Origin of the sequence: Pseudophaeobacter sp. (assembly GCF_039971195.1) — a bacterium.
GTDB lineage: Bacteria > Pseudomonadota > Alphaproteobacteria > Rhodobacterales > Rhodobacteraceae > Pseudophaeobacter.
In genome coordinates, this window is sequence record NZ_JBDWPJ010000082.1 from 1 (window position 1) to 13,974 (window position 13,974).

General features: G+C 63.7%; 12 protein-coding genes. 7 read left to right on the forward strand and 5 right to left on the reverse strand.

What is annotated here, in order from left to right; genetic code table 11:
- The first annotated feature begins 312 nt into the window (after nt 1-312).
- From ABJP42_RS07165 to ABJP42_RS07185, 5 genes are all read left to right on the forward strand, one after another.
- Entirely contained in the window at nt 313-1,353 is a 1,041-nt protein-coding gene (locus ABJP42_RS07165; RefSeq protein ID WP_348339645.1) for a hypothetical protein, read from the forward strand.
- A gap of 91 nt (nt 1,354-1,444) precedes the next feature.
- A complete protein-coding gene (glf, locus tag ABJP42_RS07170) occupies nt 1,445-2,602 on the forward strand; it encodes a UDP-galactopyranose mutase (RefSeq protein WP_348339646.1) in 1,158 nt (385 codons plus the stop codon).
- Nucleotides 2,603-2,748: 146 nt separating this feature from the next.
- A complete protein-coding gene (locus ABJP42_RS07175; protein WP_348339647.1) occupies nt 2,749-3,528 on the forward strand; it encodes a hypothetical protein in 780 nt (259 codons plus the stop codon).
- 64 nt (nt 3,529-3,592) lie between these two features.
- Complete coding sequence (locus ABJP42_RS07180) at nt 3,593-4,555, forward strand: glycosyltransferase family 2 protein (protein ID WP_348339648.1); 963 nt, start codon at nt 3,593-3,595, stop codon at nt 4,553-4,555.
- Nucleotides 4,556-4,615: 60 nt separating this feature from the next.
- Nucleotides 4,616-6,553 carry a glycosyltransferase gene (locus tag ABJP42_RS07185; RefSeq protein ID WP_348339649.1) on the forward strand — a complete coding sequence of 646 codons (1,938 nt, stop codon included), beginning with the start codon at nt 4,616-4,618 and terminating at the stop codon, nt 6,551-6,553.
- 18 nt (nt 6,554-6,571) lie between these two features.
- Here ABJP42_RS07185 and ABJP42_RS07190 read toward each other — a convergent pair whose 3' ends face one another.
- From ABJP42_RS07190 to ABJP42_RS07205, 4 genes are all read right to left on the reverse strand, one after another.
- Nucleotides 6,572-7,258, reverse strand: coding sequence for a hypothetical protein (locus tag ABJP42_RS07190; protein ID WP_348339650.1), 687 nt, complete (start codon nt 7,256-7,258; stop codon nt 6,572-6,574).
- Nucleotides 7,259-7,347: 89 nt separating this feature from the next.
- Entirely contained in the window at nt 7,348-8,034 is a 687-nt protein-coding gene (locus tag ABJP42_RS07195) for a sulfotransferase (protein WP_348339651.1), read from the reverse strand.
- Nucleotides 8,031-9,128, reverse strand: coding sequence for a hypothetical protein (locus ABJP42_RS07200; protein WP_348339652.1), 1,098 nt, complete (start codon nt 9,126-9,128; stop codon nt 8,031-8,033). The genes ABJP42_RS07195 and ABJP42_RS07200 overlap by 4 nt, the downstream gene beginning before the upstream one ends.
- A gap of 8 nt (nt 9,129-9,136) precedes the next feature.
- Nucleotides 9,137-10,321: a hypothetical protein gene (locus ABJP42_RS07205; protein WP_348339653.1), complete on the reverse strand. Its 1,185-nt coding sequence runs from the start codon at nt 10,319-10,321 to the stop codon at nt 9,137-9,139.
- 272 nt (nt 10,322-10,593) lie between these two features.
- Here ABJP42_RS07205 and gmd point away from each other — a divergent pair, with 272 nt between their 5' ends.
- Together gmd and fcl are read left to right on the forward strand one after the other, a co-directional pair.
- Nucleotides 10,594-11,712, forward strand: a complete 1,119-nt coding sequence (gene gmd / locus ABJP42_RS07210) for a GDP-mannose 4,6-dehydratase (protein ID WP_348339654.1) — start codon at nt 10,594-10,596, stop codon at nt 11,710-11,712.
- 4 nt (nt 11,713-11,716) lie between these two features.
- Nucleotides 11,717-12,703 carry a GDP-L-fucose synthase gene (fcl, locus tag ABJP42_RS07215; protein ID WP_348339655.1) on the forward strand — a complete coding sequence of 329 codons (987 nt, stop codon included), beginning with the start codon at nt 11,717-11,719 and terminating at the stop codon, nt 12,701-12,703.
- A 78-nt stretch (nt 12,704-12,781) separates the two neighbouring features.
- Here fcl and ABJP42_RS07220 read toward each other — a convergent pair.
- Nucleotides 12,782-13,974, reverse strand: a 1,193-nt coding sequence (locus ABJP42_RS07220; RefSeq protein WP_348339656.1) for a DUF2793 domain-containing protein, incomplete at its 5' end; no start/stop codon positions are given.

Below are 13,974 nucleotides of genomic sequence, written 5' to 3' on the forward strand. Positions count from 1 at the left end.
CCGGCGGCAGGCTAAAACTATTGCTTTCGGCGGTGCTCTCCACCGCCCCGGTGGCCCGGTAATAAAGCGCCGGGGCGCAGGTGATACGCGGCTCGGGGGCAATGATATTCTGCAGAGTGATCATCTGGGGCATCCTCTGGCGGGGGCTTCCGGGGGCTGGGAGTGCTGGCGGGGTGCCACTTAGGGGCGAGCTTTGCGGGGGGAGTGTTCATTTGAGTTGCGGTTTTTTCAGAAAAGCGGGTAGCCTTTGACAGGGTCCTTTGCGGGCAGGGGTCTGCGGAGGGCGCGCGGCAGCAGGAAGGGCAGGCGGAGGTGAAACGCAGTCTTATTTTCCACATTGGCGCCCATCGGACGGGGACCTCGGCGGTGCAGAACTATCTGCATCACAACAGGGTGGCGCTGCGGCAGCAGGGGCTGTTCTACCCCTTTGGGGCGCGGCGTCATGTGCATAGGATCAACCAGCTGTTTAGCGGTGCCTGCACTCCGCAGGCGCTCTCGGCGGATTTGCTGGCGCGGATAAAGGCGCAGGAAGAGCGGGCGGGGGCGCTGGAGCTGCATCGGGTTGTGTTGAGCGACGAAGACATCTGCATGCGTCAAGATATTGGGATTTTGGGGGAATTCCGAAGTGAATTTACCGTGAAAGTTGTTTTCTCCCTGCGCCGTCAGGATCTTTGGCTGGAGAGCTGGTACCTGCAGAACATCAAATGGCAGTGGAATCCGCGGCTGAGCCATTGTTCTTTGCCGGAGTTTCTGGCGCGGCGCGCAGAGTTTCACTGGATAGATTATGATTGCTATCTGCGGCACCTGGAAAAGATCTTTGGCCGCGAGAATGTCATTGTCACCCTCTATGAGCCGGGGCAGCTGCCGCCGGGGGGGGCGGTTGAGATGTTCTGCAAGGCTATCGGGCTGCAGCTGCCCCCCGGTTTTCGCCGGGCGGAGGTGGTCAACCCCAGCTTTTCGCCCGAGGTCTCTGAGTTCATGCGCTGCCTGCCGCTGGATGAGGCGCCAGAGAAATATCGCGCCATTCTGACCGCCGCCTGCGCCCAGATTGATGCCAAGCGGGGGGAGGGCAAACGGGGCGAAGACAGCGCTGCGGCGCCGGTGCTGCTGATCCCCGCCACCGAACGCGCTGCGATTCTGGCCTCTTATGCGCGGGGCAATCAGGCGGTGGCGCGGCGCTATTTTGACCGCGATGATCTGTTCCTGGATCCAGCGCCGGATCCGGCTGCGCCGCTGGCGCAGATGCGCCTGCCGGAAGACAGCTATCAGCTGATGGAGGAGTTTGTCACGCCGCTGTTGCAGGCGATGATCCGGCGCCGCCGACAGGAGGTGCACCGCCGCAAGCCGCGCTGATACGGCCTGCAACCCTCCCTGCCGCGCCTCCTAGATGGTTGTGCGCTGCCCCGCTTTGCCGGTAACTGCAGGGCAGACGAAGGAGAGCACTATGGCGGCAGGCAAATTCTTGATGGTGGGGGCCGGGCTTTCGGGCGCGGTGATCGGGCGGCATCTGGCCGAGGCCGGCCACCAGGTGCAGGTTTTGGAAGCCCGCGATCACATCGGCGGCAATTGCCATACCGCCCGCGATCCCGACACCGGGGTGCTGCTGCATGTCTACGGGCCGCATATCTTCCATACCGATGACGCCGAGGTCTGGGACTATGTGAACCGCTTTGCCAGCTTCATGCCCTATAAGAACCGGGTCAAGACCACCGCCCGGGGGCAGGTCTATTCCCTGCCGGTGAATCTGCACACCATCAATCAGTTCTTTGGCAAGACCCTGCGCCCCGAGGAGGCCCGCGCCTTTATCAGTGAGACCCAGGCCGATACTTCGATTGCGGATCCGCAAAGCTTTGAAGAGCAGGCGCTGCGCTTTGTGGGCCGTGATCTTTATGAGGCGTTTTTCAAGGGCTACACGGTCAAGCAATGGGGGCTGCAGCCCTCGGAGCTGCCTGCCTCGATCCTCAAACGGCTGCCGCTGCGCTTCAACTATGATGACAATTATTTCTTCCACAAACATCAGGGCATGCCGCGCGAGGGCTATAGCGAGATGATCGCCCAGATCCTCGATCATCCGGGCATCAGTGTCCAGTTAGAGACTGTTTTTAACAAGGATGCGGCGCAGGGCTATGATCACGTCTTTTACTCGGGACCGCTGGATGGCTATTTTGACTACGCGCTGGGGCGGCTGGGCTATCGCACCTTGGATTTTGAAAAATTCACCCATGAGGGGGATTATCAGGGCTGCGCGGTGATGAACTATGGCGATCTGGATGTGGCCCATACCCGGATCACCGAACACAAGCATTTTGCACCCTGGGAAGAGCACGCCGGATCGGTCTGCTACCGGGAATTCTCCCGCAGCGCTGGCCCCGAGGATATTCCCTATTACCCCATTCGCCAATTGAAAGAAAAAGCCCTGCTGGCCGATTATGTGGCGCTGGCCGAGGCGACCCCGGGGGTGAGCTTTGTTGGCCGGCTCGGCACCTATCGCTACCTGGATATGGATGTCACCATCCGCGAAGCCCTGGATGCGGCGCAGGGAACATTGGCGGCCTGGGACAAGGCGCAGAAGCTCCCCGCCTTTTGGGTGGCGCCGCTGTAGCCAGGGCCTTGAGCGCAAATAATTTGCGCGCTTTTAACGCACAATGACAACCCCGCGCTGATTGCGCCATTGCCAGATCGCGCAGGTTCAGAGCACTCTGAGGCAAGAGTGTCTGGGAAGTGTCTGGGCTGTCGGCGGGACATGTGATGTTTGTGAGCTATGATCTGCGCGAGACCAAGCGGTTCCCGGCCTGCCGGGGGGCGGATCATATCCGGCTCTCTGATCAGCTGCATGCGGCGCTGGACCCGGGGCAGGGGCTGATCTCGGCGCGGCGCGGCCGGGCGGTTGATCTGCGCTTCAGCGATGTGAGCCCAGAGGCGCAGTGGTTGGAACTGGCGCTGAAGCTGCGCGCCCCAGGGCACCGGGGTATGGGGCACCGGGGTATGGGGCCGGAAACAAGGTCAGGAAAAGGGCCAGGCAGGAGGCCAGATCGCGGGGCGCTCTGGCACCGCTGCAGTCGGTTTTTCTGTCGGTTGAAACTGGCTCTGCAACCGGCTCCGGCCCCGGCTGCAGAGGGGGCTCTGTCAGAGGGCCCCCCGCCAGAGAAATTTCTACCAGAGAGAGACCCGCCAGAGAGAGACCCGCCAGAGGGGGAGCTGATCGAAACACGCGCGCGCGTCCTGTCCCCGTTTGAGGGTCAGCCTGACACCCGGCCTGACACCCGGCCTGAGATCCAGCCTGAGATCCAGTCTGAAATCCTCCCCAAAGCCAGGCTGGCGCTGCGGCTGCATCACCGGGACGGGTTTGAGGATGTCTTTGTCGCCGCACCGCTGCTGCTGCAGCCTCAGCTGTCCTGGCAGGCGGTGGAGATCACCCCGCCACTGCATCTGGTGCTGCAGGCCGAGGCGGTGGATCTGCATCTGTTTCTGCCCCCCGCCGATGGGGCGCTGCAGCTCAGCGATTTTGCCGTCACCGGGGTGCTGTAAGAGCGGCGGGCTGCAGGCGGGTCGGGGTGACCTGCCGCCGCGCCAAAACCAAAGGAGGCAAGCGATGAAGTTTTCCTGCGTGATGACCGCCTTTAACGAAGGCGAACTGCTGGCGCAGTCGATTGCCTCGGTGCTGAACCAGACCCATGAGGATCTGCAGCTGGTGCTCGTTGACGATGGCGCCGATGCCGAAACCCGGCAGGTGCTGCAGGCGCAAGAGGATCCCCGCATCACCCTCTTGCGACAAAACAACGATGGGCTGTCCTCGGCGCGCAATCGCGGGCTGCGCCATTGCAGCGGCGATTACATCTGCTTTTTGGACGGCGATGATCTGCGCGCGCCCTGGAGCTTTGCCGAGCTGGCGGCGCTGCTGCAGCGCCAACCGGTGGAGCTGGTGCTGCTGCGCGGGGCGCTGTCGCAGCCCGCAGGCCCCCTCACCGCCTTTATGGACGAAGACAGCGGCATCGGTGGTGCTGCGGCCCAGGCTGCAGGGGCGGATCTAGGGGGGGTCAAGGCCTGGGCTGCCAGCTACGAGCCGCAATCGGCCAATAAAGTCCTCTCTCGCGGCCTGATCAGCCGGGCGCAGCTCAGCTTTCCCAATGATCACTTCTTTGAAGATATCCTGTTTCACGTCATGGCCATTGCCCAGGCCCGCTCGCTGCTGCTGCCAGAGGCGCGCAGCTTTACCTATTTTCGCCGCCAGCACCGGCCCCAGCTCACTGGCGCCAACAGTGAGATCCGCTTTGATGTGATTGGCGCCTGTCTGGTGATGTTCCAGCTGCTGCGGGCGCATCCGGAGTTTGCCAATGTGGCCTTTCGCGGCGCGGTTTCCATTGGGGCGCTGCGGCTGCTCAGATGGTGCGAAGCCCGTATCGCCCGGCACCAGCTGCCGGCCTATCAATGCGCGCTGCGCGCCGCTCTGGCGCGGGTGGATCCACGGTTTTTCACCATCTCTGCCGATACGCCGGACCCGCGCGGCGAGGGGCCAGCGCTGCAGCGCTATGCCCTGGGACATCTGATGGCCTGAAATTTTGGCCTGAAATTTTGACCCCGTAACCTGACCCCGTAACCTGACAGGAGGGCGGATATGACATTCTGGAGCGCCGCGCGCCCCCCCGCCCAGCAGGGCGCGCTTCGGCGTTGTCGGCTGCGGGCCTTTGGCCAGGAGGTGGAGATCCTGCACCGTGAGACCACACTGGAGCAGCAGCACCGCTGCCAGGATCTGCAGCAGATCTATGCGCTGTTTCTGGCCTCGCGGGTGCTGCCCAAAACCGGAACCTGCCTGGATATCGGCGCCGGGGCAGGCTGGTTTGGTCTGAGCTTTGCCGCTGCCTTTCCGCGCTGGCAGGTGCTCTGCCTGGAGACCGATGCGGCGCGGTTTGAGGCGCTGCGGGCCACTCTGAGCCACAGCGGCCTGAAAAATATTCGCGCCCTTCAGGGCGGCTTTCACCCCGGTTCCACTCCGGTTGACCTGCCCAAAAAACCGATAAAACAGTCTCTAAAAAAGGGGGATTCAGCGAGATGGCCGGATGAGACCCTCTGGGCAGTGCTGCAACAGGCCGCGCCGCTCCCCTTTTGCAGCCTCTCCGGACTGGGGGACATCCTGGCCCCGGCAGAGACGGCTTCGGGCGGGGAACATCAGAGCAGCCCGGGTTTTGATCCCACCCTGCTGGGGGCGCTGGCGCCGGATCTGGTCAAGCTGGAGGCGCCCGGCGTCGAAGCCCCGCTGGCCGAGGCGTTGCGCCACAGCCCCACCGGGTTTGTCACCGGCCGGTTGTTCTCTGCTGTCCCCAGTGCGGATCTGATGCCGGCAGACCCAGAGGTGGCGCGTCAGATCTATCTGCCCCATGGGCCGCTGGTGCTGCGGCGCGATTTTGAGGAGCGTCTGGCTGGGCGCCGCCCCGGGCTCGATCTGGTGGTGGCGCTCTATAATGGCCGTGCCTTTATTGAGGACTGTCTGGACAGCCTGCTGGCGCAGGACAATCCGGAGATCCGGGTCCTGGTGGTGGATGATGGTTCCACCGATGGCAGCGGGGATCTGGTGGCGGCGCGCTACGGCGATCATCCGCGGCTGACATTGCTGCGCAAGGCCAATGGCGGCTGCGCCTCGGCGCGCAACTATGGCCGGGCCCATTCAGACGCCACGCATATCGGTTTTTTCGATGCCGATGACCGGGTGGATCCGGCGCTGTTTTCGCACTTGCTGGAACTGGCGCGCTACACCGGTTTCAACATGGTGGAGGGGGAATTTCTGCTGTTCGAAGAGGGGGGCTGCGGGCAGGAGCAGCGCCAGCCCAGCTATGAGGCAGAGCGCTTTGCCGCCGGGCCGGAGCGGCGGCTGGGCGAGATCGCCTATTGCCTGCGCCCCAGTCTGGAGTTGATGCAGGGCCAGCCCAGCATCTGGCGGCGCATCTACCGGCGCGATTTTCTCGATCACTGGCAGATCGATTTCCCCGAACATGTGCGCGCCTTTGACGATCAGATCTTTCAGCTGCTCTGCGCCCAGCATGGCGGCGAGATGGCGCATCTTTTTGGCCCGAGCTATCACTATCGCCAGCATGAGGCTCAGGATATCAAACAGGGCGATGCCCGCCATTTCTACAGTTTCAACATGTATCGGCAGGTGTTTTTGCGGGCGACGCGTGAGGCCTGGCCGGATCTGGCACCGGTGCTTGGCTCGCTGGTCAATACCCTGAACTGGTCCTACGCCAGCCTGCCGCCCGCGCTGAAAGAGATCTACTGTGCGGCGGCGGTGGAATTTCTGGCGATGCTGGGCCAGGGTTTTGGCCCCGATCTGCTGGAGGTGGTGGATCTGGAGCGCAGCGGCATCGAAGGGCTAGGGTTCCTGGTGCAGCGTCGGCTGCGGCAGATGTCGGAGCTGCCGCAAAATCACGGGGTGCTGCATCTGGAAGACTGGCGCTGGCAGCCGGAATTCATCGCCATGCAGGCGGCGGCCCAAGAGACGCCCCATGAGGGACCTCAGGCTCCGTCAGATCCAGAAGCAGCAGATCCGGCCCGCGCCTAGCGGCGCAGCGGCGCGGGGTCAGAGCCAGGGATAGGCCTGCGCCGGGATCTTGCCCCAGGTGCTCAGCTGTTTGATGCAGTCAAAATCGGCGCGCAGAAACCGGCGCAGATTGGTGGCGCCCTGGGGGCTGAGAGAGCGGTCCTCAGAGGGGTCGGGCTGGCGGTTGTCATGGATCCGTTCGGGGTTTGTGGTGCCAAAGAGGCGCAGCAGATCCGCCGCCAGGGTTTCCTGCAGCGTCACCCCGAGGATCTGATCTGGCTGACTGTTGGCAAGCAGCTCCTGCAGGTAAAAGCCGATGTCTTCGCTCAGGTGATGGATGGCGCGGAAATGCCCCTGGGCCAGGGCGTGGGGGCTGCCGTCCGCGCAATAGAGCGCCTCGGCCAGGGTGTTGAGACTGCCATAATAGCGCAGGATCTGCGCCTCGCCGGGAAAGCGGTCCGGCTGTCTGGCCTCGGTGAGCACCAGCTTGCGGCGCCAGTAAAAAGCGGAAGTGGCGCGGCTGATAGGGTCGCGCAGGGTGATGTAATAGCGATACTGCGGCCCCAGCGGCGGCTGGTAGCCATGGGTGATGATATCCACTTTGGTGGCGCTGCTCTCCAGCGCGGCCCGCAGGGTTGAGCCGCCACATTTGCCAATATGGACTAGCACGATCTGGGGCGGCTGCGGTGCCGGATCTGACTGCGGCAGGGGGGCTGTTTGCGGCATCGGGGTCTTTCTGTTGGCGAGATGTCCTGTGGTGTGGCGGACCCTAAAGCAGCTGTCCGGTGCTGCCCAGTGCTGGCGGGACCCTCGCGCTATTTCTGCGGCTTATGGTCCAGTGGTTTGTGCAGTACCTGGGCGATCAGCGCGGGCTGATAGGGCAGGTCGAGGAACTCAAACAGGGGGCGATAGCGCGCGGGCTGGGCGATGCAGGCGTCATAATCGACCCAGAAACAGTGGGCAGGATGCGCCTTGAGGGCGGCACGAAACCGCCGCTCGCAGGTCTGCAGCATGGTTTCGACCCGGGCGCGAGGTTGGGTTTTCAGCCAGGCGGAGTGGCGCACATCCCCGTGGTTGCGGCTGTTGAAGACAATCCGCACCTGCGGGAAATGGGCGATCAGAAAGGCGATATAGGCGGCAAAATCTGCGTCATCGCGAAACGGGCGATGATGGCGGATCTCTTTGCAGCCGGTGACCATGGTACCTTTGGGCGGGCTCAGCACCTGGCTGACAAAGCCATTCAACAGCTGGCGGCGGAACCGGGCCGGGCGCACCTCCTGGGCGCCAAACCAAGGCCGGTCCGGGTCGTCTTGCCGCCCGCTCTGGCCGCGCCGATAGGTGTCGCGCAGGGCCTCGCTGGCGCGGTAGAGATGATAGAGTGTGGCCCGGTTTTCGCCGCGAATACAGACGCCCTCGCAGTGATTCAGCAGGCTCATCAACAGGGTCGAGCCGGACCGGGCATAGGTCACGATGAAGATATAGCGATAGCGGTTCAGGCTCATGACAGCGGCTTTTCTGGTGGCGGGGGAGGCCGCGGTGCGGAGGGCTCCAGGCTGACAGGCTCCAACGTGACGATGGCGCGGGCAATCACCGCCGTGGCCGCGGGGGTGAGTTGGCTGAGCAGCCAGTCGCGCAGGGCGGCGCGGGCGCGCGCCAGATCCTGCGGGGATCTGCTGGGCAGCGCGGTGCCGGTGGGGGCCACCTCAGGGGGCAGCAGCGGCAGCGGCTCCTGATCCTGCAGGAAGCTCTGGTTGAGCCAGGCGCAGGCGGGGCGGGCATTGGCATGGATCAGAGCGGGCAGGGCCGGGTCGCGAAACCGTAGCCGGGGCAGGGCCTGCACCTCGGGGGTGACTTCCAGCCGTTCCAGCAGCCGATGCCGTGCCGCGCCGGGGCCACGGGCACCGAGGGTTTCATTGAGGGTCAGCACCCAGGCAATCACCGCGCCCGGCAGGGTGGTATTGGCCTGGATACTGGGCAGATCCAGCGGCATCCCAAGCCGGGTGAGCGTGGCACAGAAATCCGCCACCACATCGCGATTACTGCCGCCAAAGCGGCGCACCTGCATATTTGCGGCCCCAACCAGATTGAGAAAGGGCTCCAGCTGTTTGCGCGCCGGGTAGAAAAAGCTGAGCGGGCTGGGCAGTTCGGCAAGCCGGTCGCCATTGCCGCGAATGCGCTGCTGCAGGGTGGAACAATAAAGACTGGCGGGATCGCGCAGATAGGCCAGCACGGTGACGCGGGAAAAGCTGCGCCGCAGCCGCGTGATCAGCCCTTCCGGGTCGCTGAGGCCGGAAAAATGCTCGCTGGAAATCACGCTGAGCGTCGGGCGCCGCGTCTGGACCTCGGCCTCAAACCGCTGCCAGCAGCGCGCGCTCCAGGCCTGGGCCGCGGCGAGATCGGCAAAGCGATGGCGCAGATCCGGGGTCATCTGTTCGGGCTGGGTGAGCCAGAGGGTCTGCAGGGCAAATTCCGCCATATGCGGTTCGTCAAAATAATAGCAGCCCTGCTGCGCCAGCGCCGCCTGGTGACTGCGCAGCGCCGCCTGGATCGCGGTGGAGCCGGTTTTATAGGGGCCGATATGAACCACAACATGCATCTGGGGACCTAGCGGGCTGGAGGGAAAAGCGGGGCGGGGAGGGCGGAAGGCGGGCTGGTGGCCAGCGGCGCGGGCGGGCCGTAAAAAGGGCTGGTCTGCGCAGTGCCTGGGGGCGCGCCCGGGATCGCGCCTGGGATCGCAGGATCTGGGTATTCTGGCTGGTCCGCTTGCTTTGCCGAGGCATCGGCCGGCGCGCGCCTGGTCTCTTCAAAGCGGTTCAGCAGGGCTTCGACCCTGGAGATCATCAGATCATCGCCCAGCCCCAGACGGCGGTCATAGCCGGGATGGGCGCGGAGGTCTTTGGGATCAAAAGGCGCGCGGTCGCTGCCCAGATAGGCCCGCGCCAGCCGCCGGTTGCCGGCGTCAAACCGGCTGAGCAGAGTGCGCTGTGCGGCCAGGGAGAGCAGCCCGGCGCGGGTGCGCTGCAGGGCAGGGGCCTCGGTCTGGGCGATCTGGGCCAGCGCCATGGTGATCCGGTGCTGTTTCTTTTGCGGCGCGCCATGCAGATTGCGCAGCCGCAGATATTCCAGCGCATCGGGCGGCAGCGAGACCTTTTGCAGGGCCGGGCGCGGCGGCGGGCGCAGGCCGGGCGGCGGGCGAAACTCCAAAAGCCGCAAAAAACCCGCCATCAGCTCTGCCTGGGGCTGGCGCTGTTCTGGGTGGATCTGCAGCCGCAGGGCGCCGGGGCCAAAGGCCGCGCTCCAGCGGCGCAGCAGCTTTTCACTGTCGAGAAAAAACAGCCCGTGTTCGCAGATATAAGTCTCTAAGGGGCGGGATTCGCGGGTTTTCAGATCCTTGACCAGCTGATTGTAAAAACTCTCGAGGTAGCGGGGCGGGCTGCGCAGAGAGTAGATCACCCGCAGATGGTAGCGCGCGCTCAGCGGCTGCAGAGGGCTCAGATCCTGCAGCCATTCAAAGTTTTCCGAACTCAGCAGCACATGCGGCGCCGGGCTGGCCTCGATCTCCTGCAGGACGGCAGGCCAGTCGCCCAAGGCCTCCAGGGGGTGCTGGCGCCGCTCGGGATCGCGCAGCGCCAGGGCCAGCGGATGATGGCCGGTAAAATAGCGCCCCGCTTTGGGGTAGAGCAGCCCGGCCCGCGCCAGCAGATCCGCATTGGCGGCCAATGTGTCCTGCAGCGCGGTGGTGGCGGTCTTATGGGCACCAATATGAAAATGCAGCGTCTTTTTGCACATCGTCCTCTGCCTTGCGGAGAGATCTGGAGGAAACAACTTTTGGGCGTGCCTCACTATGGGGGCACACGCCGATTTTTTCAAATCTCATATGCCACAGGGTCCAGGGCGTTCTGCGCGCAAGGCTTGCACTCTGGCGGTCTGGACCGTACCTCGGTACGCAAGATTTATTGCTCTGCTGATGTCGGAGTTGCAGGTATTGAGATCCTTTTAAGAGGATCCTGCAATTTTGCGGCCACAAGGTCCCAGAAGGGACGGGAAGAGAAGGAATGCAGATGAAACGAGCCCTTATCACCGGTGTAACCGGTCAGGATGGATCCTACCTGGCAGAGTTCTTGCTGGACAAAGGCTACGAGGTACATGGCATCAAACGCCGGGCCTCTTCGTTCAATACCCAGCGGGTGGACCATATCTATGAAGATCCGCATATGGATCAGGCCCGGTTCAAGCTGCATTATGGCGATCTCAGCGATACATCAAACCTGACCCGCATTCTGCAGGAGGTGCAGCCCGACGAGGTCTATAACCTCGGGGCGCAGAGCCATGTGGCGGTCTCCTTTGAGAGCCCGGAATATACCGCGGATGTCGATGCCATGGGCACATTGCGCCTGCTCGAGGCGATCCGCTTTCTGGGGCTGGAGAAAAAGACCAAATTCTATCAGGCGTCTACTTCTGAGCTTTATGGCCTGGTGCAGGAAACGCCGCAGCGCGAGACCACGCCGTTCTATCCCCGCAGCCCCTATGCGGTGGCCAAGATGTATGCCTATTGGATCTGCGTCAATTACCGCGAGGCCTATGGCATCTATGCCTGCAACGGCATCCTGTTCAACCACGAGAGCCCGCGCCGCGGCGAGACCTTTGTCACCCGCAAGATCACCCGCGGTCTGGCCAATATCGCCCAGGGGCTCGAGGAGTGTCTCTATATGGGCAATATCGACGCGCTGCGCGACTGGGGCCATGCCAAGGACTATGTGCGGATGCAGTGGATGATGCTGCAGCAGGACAGCCCAGAGGATTTTGTCATCGCCACCGGCAAGCAATATTCCGTGCGCCAGTTCATCATCTGGGCGGCCGAGGAACTGGGCATTACCCTGGAATTCAGCGGCAGCGGTGTTGAGGAAATTGCCACTGTGGCGGCGATTGAGGGCGATGCGGCCCCGGCGCTGAAAGTGGGCGATGTGGTTTTGCGCATTGATCCGCGCTATTTCCGCCCCGCCGAGGTGGAGACCCTGCTGGGCGATCCCAGCAAGGCAAAGGAAAAGCTGGGCTGGGTGCCGGAAATCACCGCTCAGGAAATGTGCGCCGAGATGGTGGCAGATGATCTCAAGACCGCCCGCCGTCATGCTCTGTTAAAAGAACATGGTATGGACCTGCCCGTGAGCGTTGAAAGCTAAAGTCATGACCACCCCCGTAAAGATCTATATTGCCGGCCATCGTGGCATGGTGGGCGGCGCCATCCTGCGCCAATTGCAGGCGCGCCAGGCGGCGGGGGAGGATCTGCAGCTGGTGACCCGGACCAGCGCCGAGCTGGGCCTGACCAACCAGGCGGCGGTGCAGGCGTTTATGCAGGCCGAGCGCCCCGACCAGGTCATTCTGGCGGCGGCCAAGGTCGGCGGCATTCACGCCAACAACAGCTATCCGGCGCAGTTCATCTATGAAAATCTGATGATTGAATGCAATGTCATCCATGCAGCCTTTGAGGCCGGGGTGCACCAGTTACTGCAGCTAGGCTCTTCCTGCATTTACCCCAAAGAAGCCCCCCAGCCGATGGCCGAGGATGCGCTGCTCACTGGCGGGCTGGAAGCCACCAACGAGCCCTATGCGGTGGCCAAGATCGCCGGCATCAAGCTCTGTGAGAGCTACAACCGCCAATATGGCGTGGATTACCGCTCGGTGATGCCAACCAATCTTTATGGGCCGGGCGATAATTTCCACCCCGAAAACTCCCATGTTTTGCCCGCGCTGATCCGCCGCTTCCACGAGGCGGTCCAAAGCGGTGCCAAAAGCGTCACCATCTGGGGCAGCGGCACCCCGCGCCGCGAATTCCTGCATGTGGATGACATGGCGGCGGCCAGCCTCTTTGTGCTGGATCTGGCCCCAGAGATCTATCAGCGCGAAACCAAGCCGATGCTGAGCCATATCAATGTGGGCTGCGGCGAGGATGTCTCGATCCTGGAGCTGGCGCAGCTGGTGGCGCAGGTCACCGGCTTTGCGGGTGAGATCCTGACCGATCCCAGCAAGCCCGATGGCACCCCGCGCAAATTGATGGATGTGACCCGGCTGCAGCGGCTGGGCTGGCGTGCCTCAATTGGCTTGCAGGCCGGGCTGGCACAAACCTATGACTGGTTTTTGCAGCAGGATAGCGATGATTTGCGCAGCAAGTGAAGAAGACAGGGCAAAATCAGGCTCTAACCCGAGGTGAATCGCAGGAGCCCAAGGCCGAAAGACCAGCGGGTCAGCGGATCAGCGGACCAGCCATTCCTCCACCTCGGGGCTGATCTGCCGCAGCTGCTGCCAGCGCCTCCCCGTGGGCTGGTCGCGGCGCAGGCGCAGCTTGCCCAGCAGACCAACCAGGGCCCACTCAGACCGGCTGCGGCGCGGCTGATAGCTCTGGTCGGGGTCATACTGGGGCACCTGCTGACGCGCGCCGGCGGGGTCCAGCCGCAGGGCGCCATAGGCATCGCGCTGCCAGCGGCCTTTCCAGCCCGCGCCATCATCATCGCCAATCAGCGCCGGGGCGGCGCTGACCACCCCGATGGGATCTGTGCCCATGTTGCTTTCCTCGTCCCCCTCGCTCTCCTCGCCTGTGCAGGCGGAGAGGGCCGGGCGGATCTTATCTCCCGCCAGCACCACTGCGATACCGCGCCGGTCTTCGCTGCCCGGATTGCCATCCTCCCATTCAAACCATTCGGCATAGTCAGCGCCGCCGCCAGCCCAGGCGCCATCGCAGGCGCCATTGCCATCTGACCCCAGCCGAAAGGCGGCGCCGCTGCCATCTCCGGCCAAAAGATAATCCGAGCCCGTGCCGGCAATCTCCAGATGCGCCGTGGGGCTTGCGGTGCCAAGCCCGGCATGGCCGGTGGCTTTGAGTGCCAGCGCCGTCGACCAGCTGGCGCCATCGCTGGAGGTCTTGAAGGCGAGATCCTCATTGCCCAGGAGGCCGATCTCGGCCCGGCCCGACCAGTTGGATTGCAGGAGCAGCGCGGCAGTATCGGCGGCGGCGGCCTTGTTGAGCTTCAGCTGATGGCCGGCCCCGGCATGGCTGAACAGGCTGGCATCCGAGGCCAGCGCCAGCCGGTTGCTGGCATCGGCGCTGGTATTGATGCCGATCTGCGGCAGATTCTGGCTCTGCCCCTGCACCAGCTCCCAGCTGTTGCCCTGCCAGATCCGCAGCTCGGCCAGCTCCAGCCCCCAGGCGCGCCAGCCGCTTTGTGGCGCGATGAAGAGCCAGCCCTCGCCCTGCCAGATCGCCAGCTGCTGGGCCTGCCCGGCCCAGGCACCGGTGGGGGAAGCCCCCAGCGCATAGGCCTCGCCCGGGCTGGGAGAGAGTGGCGGGGTCACGGCGCCAAAGCTGTTGACCCGCAGCTGCACCAGCGCGTCCAAGAGCTGTAGCGCCTCATTGTGGGTCACGTGTTTTTGCGCCTGGGAGGCCAGCA

Bases quoted from the DNA above. Each gene is read 5' to 3' on its own strand.
- glf (WP_348339646.1), top strand. From the start codon at position 1,445: ATGGCGGCAGGCAAATTCTTGATGGTGGGGGCCGGGCTTTCGGGCGCG.
- ABJP42_RS07175 (WP_348339647.1), top strand. From the start codon at position 2,749: ATGTTTGTGAGCTATGATCTGCGCGAGACCAAGCGGTTCCCGGCCTGC.
- ABJP42_RS07180 (WP_348339648.1), top strand. From the start codon at position 3,593: ATGAAGTTTTCCTGCGTGATGACCGCCTTTAACGAAGGCGAACTGCTG.
- ABJP42_RS07185 (WP_348339649.1), top strand. From the start codon at position 4,616: ATGACATTCTGGAGCGCCGCGCGCCCCCCCGCCCAGCAGGGCGCGCTT.
- ABJP42_RS07190 (WP_348339650.1), bottom strand. From the start codon at position 7,258: ATGCCGCAAACAGCCCCCCTGCCGCAGTCAGATCCGGCACCGCAGCCG.
- ABJP42_RS07195 (WP_348339651.1), bottom strand. From the start codon at position 8,034: ATGAGCCTGAACCGCTATCGCTATATCTTCATCGTGACCTATGCCCGG.
- ABJP42_RS07200 (WP_348339652.1), bottom strand. From the start codon at position 9,128: ATGCATGTTGTGGTTCATATCGGCCCCTATAAAACCGGCTCCACCGCG.
- ABJP42_RS07205 (WP_348339653.1), bottom strand. From the start codon at position 10,321: ATGTGCAAAAAGACGCTGCATTTTCATATTGGTGCCCATAAGACCGCC.
- gmd (WP_348339654.1), top strand. From the start codon at position 10,594: ATGAAACGAGCCCTTATCACCGGTGTAACCGGTCAGGATGGATCCTAC.
- fcl (WP_348339655.1), top strand. From the start codon at position 11,717: ATGACCACCCCCGTAAAGATCTATATTGCCGGCCATCGTGGCATGGTG.